The sequence below is a fragment of the Inquilinus sp. NPDC058860 genome (assembly GCF_042743185.1).
Lineage (GTDB): Bacteria > Pseudomonadota > Alphaproteobacteria > DSM-16000 > Inquilinaceae > Inquilinus.
Genome location: NZ_JBHYMS010000080.1, coordinates 1 through 18,718 on the forward strand (window position 1 = coordinate 1; position 18,718 = coordinate 18,718).

Below are 18,718 nucleotides of genomic sequence, written 5' to 3' on the forward strand. Positions count from 1 at the left end.
CGCCCGGTCCTGAAACGCTGATCCTGGCGTCGAAGCCGAGCCGCCCTCACCCGGTCTCGCTGCGCGAGCCCGACCTCTCCCGCAAGCGGGAGAGGTAATCTGATAACGCTCGAAGATGTGTGAATCCGATAGCCCGCAAGGTGAGGGGGGACAAGAAAAGGAGCGGGTCCAGCTATTCTGAAAAGATCTCGTTTGCGGGAGAGGCAAACGCTTCGCACTGGAGAGTCTCGCTATCGTCATCGGCTCAATCCCGGCTTCCGCGCGGCTGCACCCGATAGCCGGTGCCGCGGATGGTGACGATGTCGATATCCGCACCCTCCAGCTTGCGGCGGACGCGCGAGACCAGCAGCTCCAGCGCGTTGACCGACACCTCGGCGTCGTCGCCGAACAGCTGCATCATCAGCCGGTCCTTGGCCGCGACCTGGCCGGCGCGGGTCAGCAGGATCTCCAGCAGGCGGAACTCGCGCCGGCCGAACTCGACATGCTGGCCGGCGACGGTGACGGCGCGCCCGGCCAGGTCCAGCGTGACGTTGCCCTGCGACACGGTGCTGCTGGTCTGGCCCGCCGGGCGCCGCAGCAGGGCGCGCAGCCGCGCCTCCAGCTCGCGCAGGTCGAAGGGCTTGACCAGGTAGTCGTCGGCGCCGAGGTCCAGCAGGCCGACCTTGTCGTCGATCTCGGACCGGGCGGTGACCACCAGCACCGGGGCGTCGACGCCGCGTCGGCGCAGGTCGCGCAGCACGGCGAAGCCGTCCTGGCCGGGCAGCATGATGTCCAGCAGCACGGCGTCGAAGGCGTCGTGGCCGGCGGCCTCGGCGGCGGCCAGCCCGTCGCGCACCCATTCCACCGAATGGCCGGATTTGCGCAGCCGGTTCTCCACCGCCTCCCCGAGATCGGGATTGTCTTCGACCAGAAGGATCCGCATGCATCCTTCTTGTCGGAAAGCGCGAGGCGCCGCAAGCCGCCGCCGGTCAGCCGGTCGCCTCGGCCAGCAGCCACGTTCGCATCGCCGCGACCTTGCGCGTCTCCCACAGCTCCGGCGGCGCGACGATGAAGAAGCCGCGGCCGACGCCTCCGGCGTCCGGCAGGCGGATGTCGAGCGGCGCCGCCAGCTGGCCGGCCCGCAGCTCGCGCTCGACCAGCGGGCGGGGCACCAGGGCGATGCCCTGGCCCAGCAGCGCCGCTTCGATCGCGTGCAGGGTGTGGCTGAAACGGACGCCGCGCCGGGCCTCGTCGCGGCCGGCGGCGCGGTACCATTCGGCCCACAGGAAATGGGAATCGTGCAGCAGCGGCACCCGGGTGCCGAGATCGGCCGGGTCGAGGCCGCCATCGGCCCGGCACAGCCCCGGGCTGCACACCGCCACCGGATCGGCCGGGAACAGCAGTTGCGCCGCCAGGCCGGGATCGACGCCGGTGCCGTAGCGGATCGCGATGTCGACGCCGTCGCGGCGGAAATCGACCAGGTCGTTGGAGGCGGAGAGGCGGACATCGATGCCGGGGTGGCGGCGGGTGAAGCCGTCCAGCCGCGGCACCAGCCAGCGCGACACGAAGCTGGGCGTGGCGCTGACCGTCAGCACATCGGCCAGCTGGGCGATCCGGGCCGCGGCCTCGGCGATCAGCCGGAACGCCTGCTCGACCGGCGGCAGCAGCGCCTCGCCGGCCGGGGTCAGGGCCAGGCCGCGGGCGTGCCGCTCGAACAGCGTGGCGCCCAGCGCCTGTTCCAGCCCGCGCACCTGCTGGGCCACCGCGCTCTGGGTCACGTTCAGCGCCTCGGCCGCCGCCCGGAAGCTGAGGTGCCGGGCCGCGGCGCGGAAGGCGCGCAGGCCGTTCAGCGGCGGCAGCCGGTCGCCGAGCATGTAGTTTTCCTGCAGCCTGGATGAAGAACTTCCCGTTTGTCTCCTCCGCCCGGCGGGCGCATCTGTCAAGCACGCACGATAAGGAGACCGAAGCATGAGCACGACCGAACGGGTGGCGATCGTCACCGCCGCCAGCAGGGGGATGGGCGCCGCGATCGCCCGCGAGCTGGCCCGGCGCGGCTACAGGCTGGCGCTGTTCGCCACCTCCGACGCCGTGACGGCGCTGGCGGAGGAGCTGGGCGGCATCGCCATACAGGGCTCGGTGACCGAGCCGGCGGATTTGCAGCGCCTGGTCGACGCGACGCTGCAGCGCTGGGGCCAGATCGATGCGCTGGTCAACAACACCGGCCATCCGCCCAAGGGCGACCTGCTGGCGATCCTGGATGCCGACTGGCATCTCGGCCTCGACCTGGTCCTGGTCAATGTCGTGCGGCTGGCCCGGCTGGTGACGCCGGCGATGGAGGCGGCAGGCAAGGGCGCCATCGTCAACATCTCGGCCTTCGGCGCGGTGCAGCCGGGCGCGGCCTATCCGGTGTCGTCGGTGCTGCGGGCCGGGCTGTCGGCCTTCACCAAGCTCTATGCCGATCGCTACGCCGCCGCGGGCATCCGCATGAACAGCGTGCTGCCCGGCTTCATCGACAGCTATCCGGAGACGCCGGAGCTGATCGCCCAGATCCCGGCCAGGCGCTTCGGCACGGTCGAGGAGATCGCCGCCACCACCGCCTTCCTCTTGTCCGACGAGGCCGGCTACATCACCGGCCAGAACCTGCTGGTCGACGGCGGGCTGGTGAAGGGGATCTGACGGTCAGGCGGCGCGCGCCGTCTGGCTGCGCGCCGGCTTCTTGTTCTTGTTCGCCTCGCGCACCTCCGCATCCGTCATCGGGCGGGCGGCGAGGCGGCCGGCGATGACGCTGACCGCCATCAGCTGGAAGAAGTGGAACACCATCACCGGCGCCAGCACCAGGCCCAGCTGCGGCGAGGTGCCGAACATCAGCCGGGCCAGCGGCACGCCGGTGGCCAGCGACTTCTTCGAGCCGCAGAACGTCGCTGCGATGGTGTCGGGCAGGTCGAAGCCGACCAGGCGGCAGACGCCCCACATCACGGCGAAGGCAACGCCGAACAGCAGCACCACGCCGGCGATGATCTGGACCAGCACGATCGGGTCCTGCTGCGACCAGATGCCGGACGCCATCGAATCGGCGAAGGAGCCGTAGACGATCGCCAGGATGATCACCCGGTCGGCCATCTTGATCCGGGCATAGTGGCGGTTGGCCCAGGCGGCGAGCAGCGGCCGCACCAGCTGGCCGAGGACGATCGGCAGCACCACCAGCAGCGCCACCTTCAGCAGCACCGGGCCGATCGGCATCGGCGCGCCCTGGTTGTGGGTGTACCAGGCCATCAGCAGCGGCGTGATCGCGACACCGAGCAGGCTCGACAGCGTGGCGTTGAAGATCGAGGCCGGCAGGTTGCCGCGGGCCAGCGAGGTCATCGCCACCGAGGAGGAGATGGTCGAGGGCAGGACGGCGAGGAAGAAAAAGCCCAGCAGCAGCTCCGGCTGAATCCAGCCCTCGCCCAGCGCGCCGGCGCCCAGCACCAGGGCGGGGAACAGGATGAAGGTGCCGGCGGTGGCCAGGAGGTGCAGCCGCCAGTGCGACGCGCCGGCCCGCATCTTCTCCGGCGCCAGGGTCAGGCCATAGAGGAAGAAGACGACCGAGACGCCGTAGGTCGATATCCAGTCCCAGTGCAGGGGGCCGCCCGTGACGCCCGGTGTGGGCCAGAGACACGCCGCGAGGGCGACGAGGGGAAGGGCGATCATGAACCAGTCGGGCTTAGCCCGGCGTGCCTTGCTCATCACTCACTCGCGTCTTGCTCGGGTGACCCGTGCATTCCGTATACAAGATAGGATGGAGCGCGCCCGGACCACCCCCGATCCGGCATGGGTGTGTTGCAGTGCGGAAATGCTGCCGCAGGTGCGAAGGGAGCCGCGGCGGCCTCAGCCAACGCGCCAGATGAAATAGGGCCAGTCCGGCGTGTCGAAGGGCAGGGCGGTCCAGCGCGGCACCTGCATCGGCCGGTCGCTGACCACCAGGCCGCTGGGCGCCATCAGCCGGTCGATCAGCCCGGCCAGCCAGCCGGCCTGGGCGGCGTCGCGGACGCGGTCCTCGCTGCCGAAATCGGCATGGGCCAGCGCCGCGGGCGCACGGCCGGAGAGGGCCGGCAGGGTCTCGTGGAAATCGCCCAGCACCAGGTCGGCCCCGGCCGGCGCCGCATCCGCCGGCGCGTGCAGGTCGCGATCGAAGGCGATGATCGGGCGCTCCGGGAACAGCTTGCGCAGATGGCTGTAGGTGCGGCCCTTGCCCAGGCCGATCTCCAGCACCGGGCCGGGCACGCCGCGGATCTCCTCCGCCGCCCGCTCCAGCGCCCGGCGCTGGGTGGTGAGGCGGGCGATCATGCGGTCGAGGCGGCTGTCCATCGGTCGGGTCCGGTCGGGATGGCGGGCGGATGGCAGCGGAGCACAGTCGGCACCGGACCGCCATCGTTTCGAACACGCCTCTTGCAAGGTTGCCTGATTCCCCTGCTCCCATACCGAGCACGGATTTGCGCAAAGAGGGAAAAGATCGATGGCGACCCGCAGCGGGTTCACCGAAGCCGATGTGCCCGACCAGTCGGGCAAATGCTTCATCGTCACCGGGGCCAACACCGGCATCGGCTTCGAGGCGTCGCGCGTGCTGGCGGCGCGCAGGGCCCGGGTGCTGCTGGCCTGCCGCGACGAGGCGAAGGCCGAAGCCGCGATGGCGCGGATCCGCCAGGCCAGCCCGAGGGCCGATTTGGCCTTCCTGCCGCTGGACCAGGCGGACCTTGCCAGCGTCCGCGCGGCGGCGGAGGCGGCGGCGCGGGAGCCGCGGATCGACGTCCTGGTCAACAACGCCGGCGTGATGTTCCCGCCGCTGACGCGCACGAAGCAGGGTTTCGAGCTGCAATTCGGCGTCAATCACCTGGGCTGCTTCGCGCTCACCGCACTGCTCCTGCCCAAGCTGGCCGAGACGGAGGGACGGGTCGTCGTGACCTCCAGCATCGCTCATCGGCAGGCGAAGCTCGACTGGGACGATCTCAATGCCGAGAAGGGCTATGACCGTTACCGGCGCTACGCGGCCAGCAAGCTCGCCAATGCGCTGTTCGTCTTCGAGCTGGACCGGCGCCTGCGCGCCTCGGGCTCGCCGGTCACGGCGGTGGGCTGCCATCCGGGCGTCGCGTCGACCGACCTGGGGCGCCATATGGGGGCGCTCCGGATCCTGCTGTCGCTGGCCAGGCCCTTCCTCAACAGCGCCGCGATGGGCGCCTGGCCCGCCCTGCAGGCGGCGACCGGGCTCGTGACGCCCGGCGGCTACTACGGGCCGACCGGCTTCCGGGAATTCAGGGGCGCCTCCGGCGAAGCCTCGCGTACCGCGCAGGCCCGGGATCCCGGGCTGGCGCGGCGGCTCTGGGATGTCTCGATCGCGATGACCGGGATCGACCCGGACCTGCCGGCGGTGGCATGACGGAGGCGCCAGGCCGGGCTTGGCTTCCCGCCGCTCGGCTTGGTAAGGAAGGCGCAGCGCCCCGGCCGGCCGGGAGACTGCAGCGAAAGGACCGATATGCTCGACCGCCGTACCCTGCTGAAGCTGGCCGCTGCCACCCAGATGTTCGGGATGTTCGGAGGGGCCTCGGCCCTGGCGGCGCCGCCGGCCGGGCTGCGCTACGGCGAGGCCGGCCCGTTCTCCTATGACTGGCTGAAGAGCCAGGCCCGGACCCTGGCCGCCGCGCCCTATGCCTCGCCGCCGCGGCCGGATCCGGCGATCGTGGAATCGATCGACTACGACGCCCACGGCAAGCTGAAGTACAAGCCGGACTACGCCCTCTACGGCGACGGCCAGCCGGGCGCCTACCCGGTCACCTTCCAGCATGTCGGCCGGTTCTTCCCGAAGACGGTGCGGATGCATGCGGTCGACCCCGCCGCCGGCACCGCGCGCGAGATCCTGTACGACCCGCAATACTTCACGGTCGGCCCGGACAGCCCGGCCGCCAGGCTGGCGCCGGAGCCCTCGGCCTTCGCCGGTTTCTGGATCCAGGAGGCCAAGGACAAGGCCGACTGGAAGGCCGAGGAGCCCTGGGTGGCCTTCCTCGGCGCCTCCTATTTCCGCGCCAAGGGCGAGCTCGGCCAGGTCGGGCTGTCGGCCCGCGGCATCACCATCACCCCGGGCTCGGGCGGGCCGGAGGAGTTCCCGGACTTCATCGGCTACTGGTTCGAGCCGGCGAATTCGGACGCCGACGCGGTGACGGTCTACGCCCTGCTCGACGGCCCCAGCCTGACCGGCGCCTACCGCTTCCTGATGCGCCGCACCGCCGGCGTGGTGATGGATGTCGAGACCACGCTGTTCCTGCGCCAGCCGGTCGAGCGCCTGGGCGTGGCACCGCTGACCTCGATGTTCTGGTACTCCGAGACGGTGAAGAAGACCGCGATCGACTGGCGGCCGGAGGTGCATGACAGCGACGGGCTGGCGATGTGGACCGGCAGCGGCGAGCACATCTGGCGGCCGCTGAACAACCCGGCCCGGATCGTGATCTCCAGCTTCTCCGACCGGTCGCCGAAGGGCTTCGGCCTGCTGCAGCGCGACCGCAACTTCGACCACTACCAGGACGGCGTGCGCTACCACCTGCGGCCCTCGGCCTGGGTCGAGCCGCTGGGCGACTGGGGCCCCGGCCAGGTCCAGCTGGTCGAGCTGCCGACCGACGACGAGATCCACGACAACGTCGTCGCCTACTGGCACCCGGAGGCGCCGACCAAGGCCGGCGACGAGCTGCCCTTCGCCTACCGCATCCACTGGATGGCGGACGAGCCCTATCCGACCCCGCTGGCCCGGGTGGTGGCGACGCGCCTCGGCCGTGGCGGCCAGCCCGGCCAGCCGCGCCCGGAGGGCGTGCGCAAGTTCATGGTCGAGTTCCTCGGCGGCCCGCTGAAGGACCTGCCTTTCGGGGTGAAGCCGGAGCCCGTGTTCTGGGCCTCACGCGGCACCTTCTCCTCCTACACCCTGATGGAGGCGGTGCCGGACGACGTGCCCGGCCACTGGCGCGTCCAGTTCGACCTGGCGGTCGAGGGAGACGATCCGGTGGAGATGCGGCTGTTCCTCAAGGCCGGCGACCAGGTCGCGTCCGAGACCTGGCTGTTCCAGTACCGCCCCTTCGTCTCGGACGCGAGGCCGGTGGGGAACTGACCGGAAGCGGCCGGGCTACAGCGCCTGGCCGCCATCCTTGCTGTCGGGCCACCAGATGCGCCAGTCGCCCTGGCCGACGCGGCAGGCGATGCCGCCGCCGTTGCGCGGGCCGTCCGGCCCGTCGACCGCCTCGACGAACTCCCGGCAGAAGCGGCCGGAGGCATCGACGAAGGTCGAGACCGGGCGGACCCGGCCGGTCGACGCGCCGTCGCGCCACGGCGTCTCGACGCCGTTCGGCGCCCGCTCCAGCACCGCGGCCCGCCGGGCCTCGATCGCCTGCTGGGCCGTCTGACGGATCTGCTCCGCCGTCTCGATGCGGGCGACCCGCCCTTCAAGCCGGTCGATCGTGCGCAGCGCGGTCCAGCCGCCGCCGATGACGGCGAGGAGTGCCGCGGCCGCCGCGATCCGGCCCAGCCACCGGGCGGCCGGCCGACGTCGCGGCGCCGGCAGGATAGCCGGGCGAGGGGCCAGCAACCCGGCCAGGGCCGGCGGCAGCGGCTCCTCCACCGGTGGAAAGGCGGCGCTCAGCAGCGCCGTCATCTCGCGTTCGTGCCGCAGCGTCGCGGCCAGCGACGGGTCGCGGGCCAGCGCCGCCTCGACCTGCCGGCGGCGCTCCGGGTCCAGCGTGCCGTCCGCGTATCCGGCGATCCAGTCGGTGTCGATCGTCATGGTCGCCTCCATCACCGTCGGGCCGCCACGGCCATGGCGGCGGCCGGGCGCCGCGACAGCAGATGCTGCAGCGCCTGCCGGCCGCGATGCAGCCGGCTCATCACCGTGCCCACCGGCAGGTCCAGCGCCTCGGCCGCGGCGGCATAGCTGAGCCCGCCGGCCGAGACCAGCAGCAGCACGCTGCGCTGATCCTCCGGCAGCCGGTCGATGGCCCGCTGCACCGCCGCCAGCATCAGGGTTGCCTCGACCTCGGCCTCGGCGTCGCCGCCCGGCAGCGTGTCCGGGTCGACCGGTTCGGCCATCTCGCCGCGGCGGCGCCCGGCCCGCAGCCGGTCGAGATGCAGGTTGTAGGCGATGCGGAAGATCCAGCCATGCAGGGTGGCGGCCGCGGCGGCCTGGTGGGCCCGCTCCAGCGCCCGCTCGCAGGTCGCCTGCTGCAGGTCGTCGCCCTCGGGGGCGGAGCCGGCGAGGGCGCGGGTGAAGGCGCGCAGCCGTGGCAGCGAGGCCAGCAGAGCCCCTCTCACATGGTCCGCCGGATCGGACATTCCACCACCACTCTCTTGTTGCGACACATCCGTCCGCGCCGCTGTATTAACGCGCGACACGGCACCCCGTCGCGGCCCGGACCCGAAAATTTTTGCTTGATTCCGCGGAATGATGGCGGTGCCTCGGGCGTCACACAAGTAACACGGGCCGTCGCGGCCCGCTTCGATACCACGGTTCCGGAGTTCCCCATGCGTATCCGTTCTGCAGCAACGCTGCCCATCGTGGCGGCCTTCGGACTGCTCTACGCCACGGCGGCGAGCGCAGCCGCCTGGAGGGATCTCAAGGACGTCTCCAAGCCGCAGTTCATCACCGTCAAGGACAATGGCGGCGGCCATGGCGGTGGGAACGGAGGCGGCAACGGCGGTGGGAACGGGGGCGGGAATGGAGGTGGGAACGGCGGAGGCAACGGAAACGGCAATGGTGGGGGGAATGGGAACGGCGGCGGCAAGTCCGGAAGCAACGATGGCGGCAGCGGCAACGGGAATGGCAATGGTGAGGGGAATGGGAACGGCGGCGGCAAAGCCGGCAGCAACAACGGCGGCAGCGGGAATGGCAACGGCAACGGGAAGGGCAGTTCCGGGGACGACGGCGGCAGTCCCGGCAACAGCGGTAAAGGCAACGGCAATGCTGCCGGTGATCCCGGGGACGACAATGACGGTCCCGGCAACAGCGGCAAGTCCAAGGCCAGAGCTCAGAGGCCCGCCACGTCCGACACCATCTCGCTCGACGACGACACCACCGCTGCGCTGATCGGCTCGGGCTGGTCGCCGACGGTCGGCAACGGGCCGTTCCGCAATCACGGCGCGCGTGTCTCCACCCTGGTCGGGCTGGCCAAGGAGCTCGGCTACGGCGCCAATGTCGGCGCCATGCAGGCCAATTTCGGCACGCCGCAGGAGACGGGAATCCGTGCCCTGCAGGAGCGGATCGCCGAGCTCAAGGCCGATCCGCTGGCGGACCCGGACCGGATCGACGCGCTCGAGGCCGAGCTCGAGGATCGGATCCAGCAGGTCAAGCCCGGCACCGGGCCGGTCGGCGACTGGGAGACGGCCAATCTGGATGTCGACGGCAACGGCGTGGTCGACGACCGCGACCTGGCCCTCGCCCGCGAAGGCTTCCGCCCGTTCGACTGACGATCCGGAGCGCCGCCGGCCGGATCCTGCCCCGCCGGCGGTTCTGTCTGCCGTCGGGCCCACTCAGTCGAACCGCAGCGGGATGTTGATGGTGACGCCCGGGGCCGGGGCATAGTAGTAGGGCGGCGGCTCGACATAGACCGGGGCCGGCCGGCGGTAATAGTAGGGCCGCCCGTAATAGCCGTAATACGGCCGCTCATAGACGACGACCGGCGGCCGCGGCCGCGCATAGTAGTAGCCATGGCCGTGATAGGGCCGCGCCCAGGGCGGTCCGCCGCCATGCCAGGGCTTGTGATAGGCCAGGGCCGGTCCGGCTGTGGCCAGCACCGCCAGGGCGGTCAGTGCTGGCACGAGGAGGCGTCGTCCGATGCTCATCTCGATCAATCCCCTTTCCGGGCGTCCAGACGGACGCACCTCAGACCAGGGACGATCGAGCTCCGCGCTTTATTCCATCGATCAGGCGGCGAAAGCCGGGTTCTGGCGCATCAGCTGGCGCTTGATGCTTTCGAGATGCAGCCGGGCGCTCTCGGCGTCGCCCTCGCGCATCTGCTGACAGGTCCGGCGGGCGATCTCGGCCGGCACCGGGCGCAGCGGCCGGCCGGTGCTCAGCGCCTTGACCTGCACCTCGGCCGCGCGCTCCAGGTAGTACAGGTCGTCCCACGCCTCGGCGATGGTCGGGCCGCACACCATCACGCCGTGGTTGCGCAGGAACACCACATCGGCATCGCCCAGCGTCGCCGCGATCCGGTCCCCTTCGGCCTCGTCCAGGGCCAGGCCGTTATAGGCGTCGTCGACGGCGGTGCGGCCGTAGAATTTCAGCGCCGTCTGCCCGGCCCAGGCCAGCGGCTGGCCCTCGACCATGCTCAGGGCGGTGGCGTTCGGCATGTGGGTGTGGAAGGCCGCCCGGACGCGCGGCAGCTGCTTGTGCAGCCGGGCATGGATGTAGAAGGCCGTCGCCTCCGGCTTGCCGTCGCCGTCGATGACGTTGCCGTGGAAGTCGCAGACCAGCAGGCTCGACGCCGTGACCTCGGCGAAGGCCAGGCCGTAGGGGTTGACCAGGAACAGGTCGTCGCGGCCCGGCACCATCGCCGAGAAATGGTTGCAGATGCCTTCCTCCAGCCCCAGCCGCGCGGCCATGCGGAAGCAGGCGGCGAGATCGATCCGGGCCTGGCGCAGCGCCGCCCGGTCGATCTCGCCGATGTTCGACAGCCGGGACGGGTCGGCGGCGTGCAGCTCATGGGCCATGGCGGATCCTGTCGGGCAGCGGGACGATGGCGCATCCTTCAACAGCCGGCGCGGAGGCGCAATCGCGATCAAACGGCCGGCGTCCACCATCGGCACAGTGCCGACGAACGCAGCGGGAAGGGCATGGGTGATGCCGCTCAGGAGCTGATCCGGGCGGCGAAGGCCGGCACGCGATCGCCGCGGTCCCGCCCGGGCGTCGGCCAGCCGCCGGACGGCGCCAGCCGGTCGCACTGCATCAGCAGCCACACCAGCTCCGCCTGGCGGCGGGTGCCGGTCTTCTCGAAGATGCGGGTGAGGTGGGTCCGCGCGGTGCTGGGCGCGATCGCCAGGCGTTCGGCGACCGCCTGCAGCCCGTCGCCGCGGCTGATCTCGGCGGCGAACACGGCCTCCGCCGCGGTCAGGCCGAACAGCTCCTGCAGCAGGCCCGGGGACGGCGTGCTCGCGCCGCCGGGATCCATGACGAACAGGGCGACCCAGGGTGCCGCCGGGCGGCCGTCGGCATCGCCGCCGGTGCGGACCGGGATCACGGTGACCAGCAGCGGCGGGGATCCCGACGGCCGCGTCAGCCGCAGGCGGGCCCCGCCCGCCGTCGCCATGGCGATGGCCTGGCGCAGCCTGCCGGTCTCCTCCGGAATGGCCGTGGTGATGCCGAACGGCGTGGCGTACAACCCGTCCGCCCGCGCCACGATCGCCCCGGCGCGGCGGTTCAGCCGGATCGGCCGGGCCGCCGCATCCACGATCATGACGCCGAGGTCGAGCCAGTCCAGCAGGTCCTCGATGCCGCCGTGCCCGTCGTCGCGCAGCCTGGGAGGCCCTGCCGGCGCGTCGTCATCGTCGTCGTCGTCGCCTTGTCCCGCCAGGCCGGCCGCACGGGTCGAGAGGACAGCGGCCAGGCCGGCATTCGCCGTCAGGGAATAGTCGAGATCCGCCGCGTCATCGATGACCGCCATGACCTGTGCCTCCGTGCTCGACGCGTTGTCCGCCCTGCGTCGAGTTCCTGGGATGGTCCGGGGGCGGTGCCGCGATTGGCACCCTAGGCGCCGTGCGGCGGCCGCGCTTCGGTGCGGCCGCCCAATTTTCAGGGAGGCGACTACCTAGTTTTCGCCGGCGGAGAGCAGCCAGGGCTCGCTGTGCAGGCGCAGCACGACATCCATGCGGCTGCTGGCGTTCAGCTTGCCCAGCACCGCCGAGACATGGTGCTCGACGGTGCGGGGCGACCGCACCAGCCGGCGGGCGATGTCCTGGTTGCCCATGCCCTGGGCCAGCAGGCGCAGCACCTGCAGCTCGCGCCGGGTGAGGCCGAGCGGGTGGCGGCGGGCGGCGGCATAGGGGCCGCGGCGCGCCCGCGGCAGCTGGTCGGCCAGGCCCAGGCGCTGCGCGACCCTGCGGGCCAGGAGCGCGGCGGGACGCGCCTCGATCTCCTCCAGCATCGCCACGGCGCGGGCCAGGGATGGCCCGGCCTCGCCACCCCGGACCTGGGTCTGGGCCAGCGCCGCCTCGTAGGGCAGGCCGAGGCGCGTCCACTCCGCCGCGGCCGCCGCCGGATCGCCGGCCAGCTCGGCCGCCCGCGGCACCGGGGCCCGAGCCGCCGCCACCGCGGGCGGCGGCGCCGTCATCCCGCAGCGCCGCCACCACACGGCCAGCTCGCCGAGCGCCCAGGGGTCGAAGCTGTCGAGGTCCATCGCCGCCACGGCGGCGAGCGGCTCGTGCGCGGCGGCGGGCTCGCCCGCCAGCCACGCCGCCTCGACCAGGGCGAAGCGCACCGGCGCGATCAGGTGCAGGTCGCCGGTCTCCAGCGCATGCCGCAGCGCCTGCTGCAGCAGGCCGACGGCGTCCGGCTCGCCCAGCCGCAACCGCACCCGGCCCAGCACGATCAGGGCGGGCAGGCGGATGGTCGGCGCCAGCAGATCCAGGCCGACGACCCCGCCGGCGATCGACTCGGCCTCGCGGAACCGGCCCTGCTCGAGGCGCAGCCGCGCCTGCCAGCCGACCTGGTAGTGGGTCCAGGAATCCAGGTCGTGCCGGGTCTGGTAGGCGATGCCCTCGGCCAGCACCCGCTCGGCCAGGGCGAAATCCTTGAACGTCACCGCATACTCGGCGAGGTTCATATAGGCCCGCGCCGCATGCTCGCGGAAGCCGTGCTGCAGGGCCAGGGCCAGGCTCTCCTCCATCATCTCCAGCCCGCCGGGGCGGTCGACGAAGAGGAGGGCGGTGGCGACGTTGTTCAGCGCGTGCACCCGGGTCTCGACATCGCCCAGCCGGTCGGCCAGCGCCATCGCCCGCCGGCCCCAGTCCACCGCCTCGTCGACATGGCTCTGCTGCATGTGCAGCTGCGAGCGCACGCTGCAGGCCATCGCCAGCTCGGGCCCGGCCGGCAGTCGCTCCAGCTCGCGGATCGCCTCGTCGACGCAGTCGCCGGCCTGCCGCACCTCGCCGCGCGACCACAACAGCCGCGCCAGCGCCCGCAGGTTGAGGCCGACCTTGTCCATGCGGCCCAGCTCGCGCCACAGCGCGATGGCGTGCTGCCGCGCCTCGATCACCGTGTCGTCGATGCGCAGCGCCAGCCCGGCCTCGTTGGCCCAGTCCTCGTGCAGCTGTGCCGCCACCGCCTTCGGCGCCTGGTCGACATAGCGCAGGGCGGTCGCCAGATGGGCGGCGGCCTGGTGATGCGCGCCCAGGCGCGAGGCCTGCGCCGCGGCTTGCGGCGCCAGGGCCAGCACGCGTTCGCCGTCACCGGCGGCAGCGGCGTGGTGCACCTGCCGCGGCAGCAGCGCGATCGCCTGCCGGACGGGCGCCTCGGCCATCGCGGTCTCGACACGGGCGTGCAGCGATTGCTGGACGGCCGGGGTCAGCTGGTCGAGCGTGGCCAGCCGCGCCAGCTCGTGGCGGAAGCCGATCGCGCCCTGGCCATCGCGTACCAGCATGCCGCGGGCGATGCAGCGGTCGACCGCGGCGTCGGCCCTGCCGCCCAGCAGCGCCCGCGCCAGCCAGGGCTCGACGCTGCCCGGCGCGATGCTGATCGTCTCCAGCGCCTCACGCTCCTCCGGCGTCAGGCGGGACAGCCGCGACCACACCGCATCCCGGATCGAGGCCGGCACGCTGCCGGGGGCGGCGTCCTGGCTGGCCAGAAGCTCGGTGACGAAGAACGGGTTGCCGGCGGTGATCCGGTGCAGCTCGGCGGCGGGGCGGCCGGCCTGCCGGGCCAGCGCGGCGACCGCCTCGGGCGACAGCGGCTGGATGGCGATGCGGACGGCCGTGGCCGGCAGGTCGCCCAGCACCTGGCGCAGCGGGTGGTCGGGGCCGACCTCGTCGCTGCGGTAGCTCAGCACCAGCAGGGCCCGCAGCACCGGCATGCGGCGGCCGAGATACTTCACCAGGTCGAGCGTCGCGTTGTCGGCCCAGTGCACGTCCTCGAACACCAGGACGATGGTCTCCGGCAGCTCCTGCAGCGTGTTCAGCAGGGCGGGGAACAGCCGCTCCGGCGCCGCCGCCTGGTCCAGCAGGGCGGCCATGCGGGGGCCCAGGGCATGGGCCATGTCCTGCAGCGGGCCCAGGGCGCGCGGCGTGAACAGCGCCTCGGACCCGCCCCACAGCACCCGGTGGCCGGGGCCCAGCCGTTGCGTGAGCTCCTGCAGCAGCGCGGTCTTGCCGATCCCGGCCTCGCCGCCCAGCACGACCGTGCCACCATGGCCCTCGGCGGCGCGCCGGGCCAGGTCGGTCAGTCGGTCAAGCGGCTCTTCGCGCTCGATCAGCATGAAGTCGGCGACTCCCCTGTGCCTGCCTGGATTTCAGGCCAAGGGGATGTCGAAAACAAGGCTTCATGTCCGATTTTTGCTGCATTGCACCGATTGGCTCGACCCTGCAGCATCGAGGCGCCTGTTTCATCATCGTCATGGCGAGGCGGAGAGCCGTGACGACAAGGAGCAGGGGCTCGATTCTCAACAACGACGGTGGTGCAAGGCTGCCATCGCCATCTTGATTTTCTCAGTATGAGAATTAATTTGCAGGCAGCACCTTCAAGCTGGCGCAGGCGGCTGCTAGGGTGCCCCGACCGTCACCCGTGGACCCCGTCATGACCGATCGTCTCGTCATCGCCCTCGCCCAACTGAACCCGACGCTCGGCGACGTGCGCGGCAACATCGACAAGCTGCGCCGCGCCCGCGACGAGGCGCGTGCGGCAGGTGCCGACCTGCTGCTGGCCAGCGAGCTGGCGGTCAGCGGCTATCCGCCCGAGGATCTGGTGCTGAAGCCCTTCTTCCTCGACGCGGTGGAGGAGGGGGTGCGCGAGCTGGCGGCCGAGACCACGGGGGGCCCGGCGCTCCTGATCGGCACGCCCTGGCGCGACAACGGCCGCGTCCACAACGCCGTGCTGCTGCTCGACGGCGGCAAGGTCGCCGCGTCCCGGTTCAAGCACGACCTGCCGAACTACGGCGTGTTCGACGAGAAGCGGGTCTTCGCTCCCGGCCCGATGCCGGGGCCGATCCCGTTCCGCGGCGTCCGCCTCGGCGTGCCGATCTGCGAGGACATCTGGACCCCCGACGTGGTCGAGTGCCTGCAGGAGACGGGGGCCGAGCTGCTGCTGGTGCCGAACGGCAGCCCCTACGAGGCCGGCAAGGCCGAGCAGCGGCTGCAGATCGTGCTGAACCGGGTGACCGAGAGCAGCCTGGCCATGGCCTATCTGAACCAGGTCGGCGGCCAGGACGAGCTGGTGTTCGACGGCGCCTCCTTCGTCATCGGCCGTAACGGGGCGCTGCGCCGCCAGCTGCCGTCGTTCCGCGAGCATGTCGCGATCACCGAATGGGTGCGCGGGCCGGAGGGCTGGGACTGCGTCGAGGGCGAGCGCATCGCCCCGCCGGACGGCGTCGAGGCGATCTACGGCGCCATGGTGCTCGGCCTCAGGGATTACGTGAACAAAAACCGCTTTCCTGGTGTTCTGATTGGACTTTCCGGCGGCATCGACTCCGCGATCTCGGCCGCGGTGGCGGTCGATGCGCTGGGCGCCGACCGGGTCCATTGCGTGATGCTGCCGTCGCCCTACACCAGCCGCGACAGCCTGGAGGATGCCGAGGCCTGCGCCAAGGCCCTCGGCGTCCGCCTCGACAGCATCTCGATCGAGCCGGCGATGCGCGCCTTCGACACCATGCTGGCGCCGCTGTTCGAGGGCACGACCCCCGACATCACCGAGGAGAACATCCAGTCCCGCGCCCGCGGCGTCACCCTGATGGCGCTGTCGAACAAGTTCGGCAAGATGGTGCTGACCACCGGCAACAAATCCGAGATGTCCGTGGGTTACGCCACGCTGTACGGCGACATGTGCGGCGGCTATTCGGTCTTGAAGGACGTCTACAAGACCACGGTCTACGAGCTGTCGCGCTGGCGCAACCAGGTCCATCCCGACGGCGTCCTCGGCCCGGCCGGCCGGGTGATCCCGGAGCGGATCATCACCAAGGCGCCGACCGCCGAGCTGAAGCCGAACCAGACCGACCAGGACAGCCTGCCGCCCTACGATGCGCTGGACGACATCCTGAACTGCCTGGTGGAGGAGGAGCGGAGCATCGACGAGATCGTCGCCCGCGGCCACGACCGGGCCACGGTGGCGCGGGTGTGGCGCCTGCTCGACCGCGCCGAATACAAGCGCCGCCAGGCCCCGCCGGGGGTGAAGCTGACTCGCCGCAACTTCGGCCGCGACCGCCGCTACCCGATCACCAACTCGACGCTGAGCCTGATCTGATGTCCGACCGTACGCCGTCGGCGCTGCCCGGCATACCCGGCGGTGCCGAGCTGATCGAATGGTACGGGTTCATCCCGAATTTCCATGATGCCACTGTGCTGTCCGTGGCGTTTGCAAATGATGGACGAGGCGAGATCCGGATCCATACCTGGCGGATGACCGATCAGTCGGATGAGCGCGGATACATCATCCTCGACAAGCATGCTGTGGTGACCCTCAGCCTCGAGGACATCCGTGAGATCAATCTCGGGATCTCCCATGATCTCGGGGGTATCTACGATCTATCTCTCTCGGCGGCGAAGGATGGTTTTCGGATCGAGTGGGAGAACACGTGCGGCACCGGCGGGCCTGGCATCGAGGGCAGCATCCGGGCTCGCCGGGTCAGCGTGTCGTTCGTGCCCGGCAAGCCGTCCGCGACCGTCCCGGGCGCGTGAGCCAAGGGGTCTCGGCCCCGCTCCCAAAAGACGACCCGTCACATCGTCATGGGCCGTCTCGTCTTGGGGATGAGGCGCTGCCCATCCGGCCGTCCGGGCCGGGTGCCGGCGCTGTCGATCCGAAAGGCATGATCATGAAGCGCTTTTTCGCGGCCCTGGCCGTCGCAACCCTCTGCGCCGGCGCGGCCTCGGCCGATGACAACGCGGCCAAGGTGACGCTGGTCTACGAGCACGCCCTGCCGAACGTCCCCGGCAAGAGCATCCGGGGCGTGCTGGTGGAGTACGCGCCCGGCGGCTCCTCGCCGGCGCACACTCATCCCAGCTCCGCCTTCATCTATGCCACCGTGCTGGAGGGGGCGATCCGCAGCCAGGTCAATGACGGGCCGGTGGTCACCTACAAGGCCGGGGAGAACTTCTCCGAGATGCCGGGCGACCGCCACGCCGTCAGCGCCAATGCCAGCACGGCGGAGCCCGCCAGGCTGCTCGCCGTCTTCGTCGTCGACACCAATGAGACGGTGCTGACCTCCCCGATCCACAAGTGACCCGGGCGCCGCGGGCCGGCAGCGCCCGGCCCACGGCGTGGGCTGCGTGCACACCTTCAGCCTCGCCAACCGTCATCGCGAGCCCCGCAGGGCGTGGCGATCCAGGCTGGCGCCGCTCGCACCGGCCCGACGCGTTGTAAACGCAATGTTTCATTGCGCGTTCTTTCGATTTCGTTCATGATACGTTCTATGGAAAGAGGTGCGGACTCCGATCTCGACGTCCAGGCCCATTGCCGCAGCCTCGCGCTGCAGCAGATCGGGATGCTGACGCGCATCGCCGAGATCGGCATGAGGCTGGTCGAGGCGACCGGCGCCAAGGCCATCGCCCAGGCCGAGCGGCCCGAGGCCGAGCAGGCCGAGGCGCTCCGGGCCGATGCCCCGGCGACCGTGGATCACGGCCTCGCCTTCGCCCGCCATGCCCATACGGTGCAGCGCGCCCTGGCGCTGCGGGCCCGCACCGCCGACGGCCTGTGCGCCCGCGACAAGGCCGAGCGGAAGGCCCGCCGCGCCCGCCAGCGCGACCATGTCACCGAGGCCCTCTTCGCCCTGATCTGGGATGCCGCCGGGCCGACCCGGGATCTCGGGCAGGCCGAATTCCGCATCACCGAGATGCACGACCAGCTCGACGAGTTCTACGGCGACGAGGAGGACCGGGTCGAGGACCGGCCGGTCGGGTCGGTCATCGCCGGCCTGGCCTGCGGCCTTCGCCTGTCCGAGCAATGGCACCGCCGGGCCACCGACTGGTCGGACCAGCCCTTTCCGCCGCCGCCGGCCGGCACCCCGGCCGAAAACCGCGAGCGGCGCCGGGCCCGGGTGCGCGACCTGATGCAGCATACGATCGACGGCATCGTCGTCGGCCAGGCCGCCCTCCGGGCCGGGCTGGAGGCCCGGCTCGAGGAGCCCGACGTCGAAGCGTTGATCGACGCCGAGCCCCCGATGCGGGCCGCCCGCCGCCTCTGCGCCTCCCTCGGCATCGACTTCGACGCCGCCTACCGGGAGCCGAAGCAGCCCGACACCGGGTGACCGGCCGCCGGGCCGATCGGATAGACCGGAACCACCTCCTCATTCGAAATCGCTGCGATGTCGATCTTTCCCCTGGGGAGAGATGCAGGGCCGCCGCGCTTCGTTTCCCTCTCCTCGGGGAGAGGGCGGGGCCCGTCGCGTTGGCGACGGGAGGGTGAGAGGGCGGCTCGGCACCGAAAATGATGCGTCCCCCGATGTCCCCGGCGCAGCCCAGGGAATCCGCCGCGGCCAGCGCCGTGGCGCCAGCGGACAGCCTGACATCGGCAACGTTTCAACCGCGTCCCTTCCTGGAC

18 protein-coding genes are annotated in these 18,718 nt (G+C 71.4%); 8 read left to right on the forward strand and 10 right to left on the reverse strand.

Annotated features, from left to right (window positions below; all coding sequences use genetic code 11):
• Positions 1 to 244 precede the first annotated feature (244 nt).
• Positions 245 to 922 (reverse strand): response regulator transcription factor, encoded by a 678-nt coding sequence (locus tag ACFW16_RS33135; protein WP_380313340.1) that lies wholly within the window; start codon positions 920 to 922, stop codon positions 245 to 247.
• 46 nt (positions 923 to 968) lie between these two features.
• Positions 969 to 1,853 carry a transcriptional regulator GcvA gene (gene gcvA / locus ACFW16_RS33140; RefSeq protein ID WP_380313341.1) on the reverse strand — a complete coding sequence of 295 codons (885 nt, stop codon included), beginning with the start codon at positions 1,851 to 1,853 and terminating at the stop codon, positions 969 to 971.
• Between the two features lie 94 nt (positions 1,854 to 1,947).
• Between gcvA and ACFW16_RS33145 the strand changes: the two genes are divergently transcribed.
• Positions 1,948 to 2,655, forward strand: coding sequence for an SDR family oxidoreductase (locus ACFW16_RS33145; RefSeq protein ID WP_380313342.1), 708 nt, complete (start codon positions 1,948 to 1,950; stop codon positions 2,653 to 2,655).
• 3 nt (positions 2,656 to 2,658) lie between these two features.
• Here ACFW16_RS33145 and ACFW16_RS33150 read toward each other — a convergent pair whose 3' ends face one another.
• Both ACFW16_RS33150 and ACFW16_RS33155 read right to left on the reverse strand, forming a co-directional pair.
• A complete protein-coding gene (locus ACFW16_RS33150) occupies positions 2,659 to 3,705 on the reverse strand; it encodes a bile acid:sodium symporter family protein (protein ID WP_380313343.1) in 1,047 nt (348 codons plus the stop codon).
• 141 nt (positions 3,706 to 3,846) lie between these two features.
• Positions 3,847 to 4,326 (reverse strand): class I SAM-dependent methyltransferase, encoded by a 480-nt coding sequence (locus tag ACFW16_RS33155; RefSeq protein WP_380313345.1) that lies wholly within the window; start codon positions 4,324 to 4,326, stop codon positions 3,847 to 3,849.
• 148 nt (positions 4,327 to 4,474) lie between these two features.
• Here ACFW16_RS33155 and ACFW16_RS33160 point away from each other — a divergent pair, with 148 nt between their 5' ends.
• Complete coding sequence (locus tag ACFW16_RS33160; protein ID WP_380313346.1) at positions 4,475 to 5,392, forward strand: oxidoreductase; 918 nt, start codon at positions 4,475 to 4,477, stop codon at positions 5,390 to 5,392.
• A 96-nt stretch (positions 5,393 to 5,488) separates the two neighbouring features.
• On the forward strand, positions 5,489 to 7,105 hold the full coding sequence (locus ACFW16_RS33165; RefSeq protein ID WP_380313348.1) for a glucan biosynthesis protein: 1,617 nt from the start codon (positions 5,489 to 5,491) through the stop codon (positions 7,103 to 7,105).
• Positions 7,106 to 7,120: 15 nt separating this feature from the next.
• Here ACFW16_RS33165 and ACFW16_RS33170 read toward each other — a convergent pair whose 3' ends face one another.
• On the reverse strand, positions 7,121 to 7,774 hold the full coding sequence (locus ACFW16_RS33170; protein ID WP_380313349.1) for a hypothetical protein: 654 nt from the start codon (positions 7,772 to 7,774) through the stop codon (positions 7,121 to 7,123).
• 11 nt (positions 7,775 to 7,785) lie between these two features.
• Positions 7,786 to 8,319 (reverse strand): RNA polymerase sigma factor, encoded by a 534-nt coding sequence (locus ACFW16_RS33175; RefSeq protein ID WP_380313350.1) that lies wholly within the window; start codon positions 8,317 to 8,319, stop codon positions 7,786 to 7,788.
• A gap of 189 nt (positions 8,320 to 8,508) precedes the next feature.
• Between ACFW16_RS33175 and ACFW16_RS33180 the strand changes: the two genes are divergently transcribed.
• The gene (locus ACFW16_RS33180; protein ID WP_380313351.1) at positions 8,509 to 9,450 is read left to right on the forward strand and encodes a hypothetical protein; all 942 of its coding nucleotides are present in this window, start codon (positions 8,509 to 8,511) and stop codon (positions 9,448 to 9,450) included.
• Between the two features lie 63 nt (positions 9,451 to 9,513).
• On the opposite strand, the gene ACFW16_RS33185 is transcribed toward ACFW16_RS33180, so the two are convergent.
• The 4 genes from ACFW16_RS33185 to ACFW16_RS33200 form a co-directional block, all read right to left on the reverse strand.
• The gene (locus tag ACFW16_RS33185) at positions 9,514 to 9,825 is read right to left on the reverse strand and encodes a hypothetical protein (protein WP_380313352.1); all 312 of its coding nucleotides are present in this window, start codon (positions 9,823 to 9,825) and stop codon (positions 9,514 to 9,516) included.
• Between the two features lie 81 nt (positions 9,826 to 9,906).
• Positions 9,907 to 10,695: an aldolase gene (locus ACFW16_RS33190; RefSeq protein ID WP_380313353.1), complete on the reverse strand. Its 789-nt coding sequence runs from the start codon at positions 10,693 to 10,695 to the stop codon at positions 9,907 to 9,909.
• Between the two features lie 137 nt (positions 10,696 to 10,832).
• Positions 10,833 to 11,645, reverse strand: a complete 813-nt coding sequence (locus ACFW16_RS33195; RefSeq protein ID WP_380313354.1) for a helix-turn-helix transcriptional regulator — start codon at positions 11,643 to 11,645, stop codon at positions 10,833 to 10,835.
• Positions 11,646 to 11,789: 144 nt separating this feature from the next.
• Positions 11,790 to 14,450, reverse strand: a complete 2,661-nt coding sequence (locus ACFW16_RS33200; protein ID WP_380313355.1) for an ATP-binding protein — start codon at positions 14,448 to 14,450, stop codon at positions 11,790 to 11,792.
• A gap of 317 nt (positions 14,451 to 14,767) precedes the next feature.
• On the opposite strand from ACFW16_RS33200, the gene ACFW16_RS33205 reads away from it, so the two are divergent.
• The 4 genes from ACFW16_RS33205 to ACFW16_RS33220 all read left to right on the forward strand — a co-directional run bounded on the left by ACFW16_RS33205 (position 14,768) and on the right by ACFW16_RS33220 (position 18,425).
• Entirely contained in the window at positions 14,768 to 16,426 is a 1,659-nt protein-coding gene (locus ACFW16_RS33205) for an NAD+ synthase (protein ID WP_380313356.1), read from the forward strand.
• Positions 16,426 to 16,860 (forward strand): hypothetical protein, encoded by a 435-nt coding sequence (locus tag ACFW16_RS33210; RefSeq protein ID WP_380313357.1) that lies wholly within the window; start codon positions 16,426 to 16,428, stop codon positions 16,858 to 16,860. The genes ACFW16_RS33205 and ACFW16_RS33210 overlap by 1 nt, the downstream gene beginning before the upstream one ends.
• A 134-nt stretch (positions 16,861 to 16,994) precedes the next feature.
• Positions 16,995 to 17,402, forward strand: coding sequence for a cupin domain-containing protein (locus tag ACFW16_RS33215; RefSeq protein ID WP_380313358.1), 408 nt, complete (start codon positions 16,995 to 16,997; stop codon positions 17,400 to 17,402).
• Between the two features lie 189 nt (positions 17,403 to 17,591).
• A complete protein-coding gene (locus ACFW16_RS33220) occupies positions 17,592 to 18,425 on the forward strand; it encodes a hypothetical protein (RefSeq protein ID WP_380313359.1) in 834 nt (277 codons plus the stop codon).
• Positions 18,426 to 18,718 lie beyond the last annotated feature (293 nt).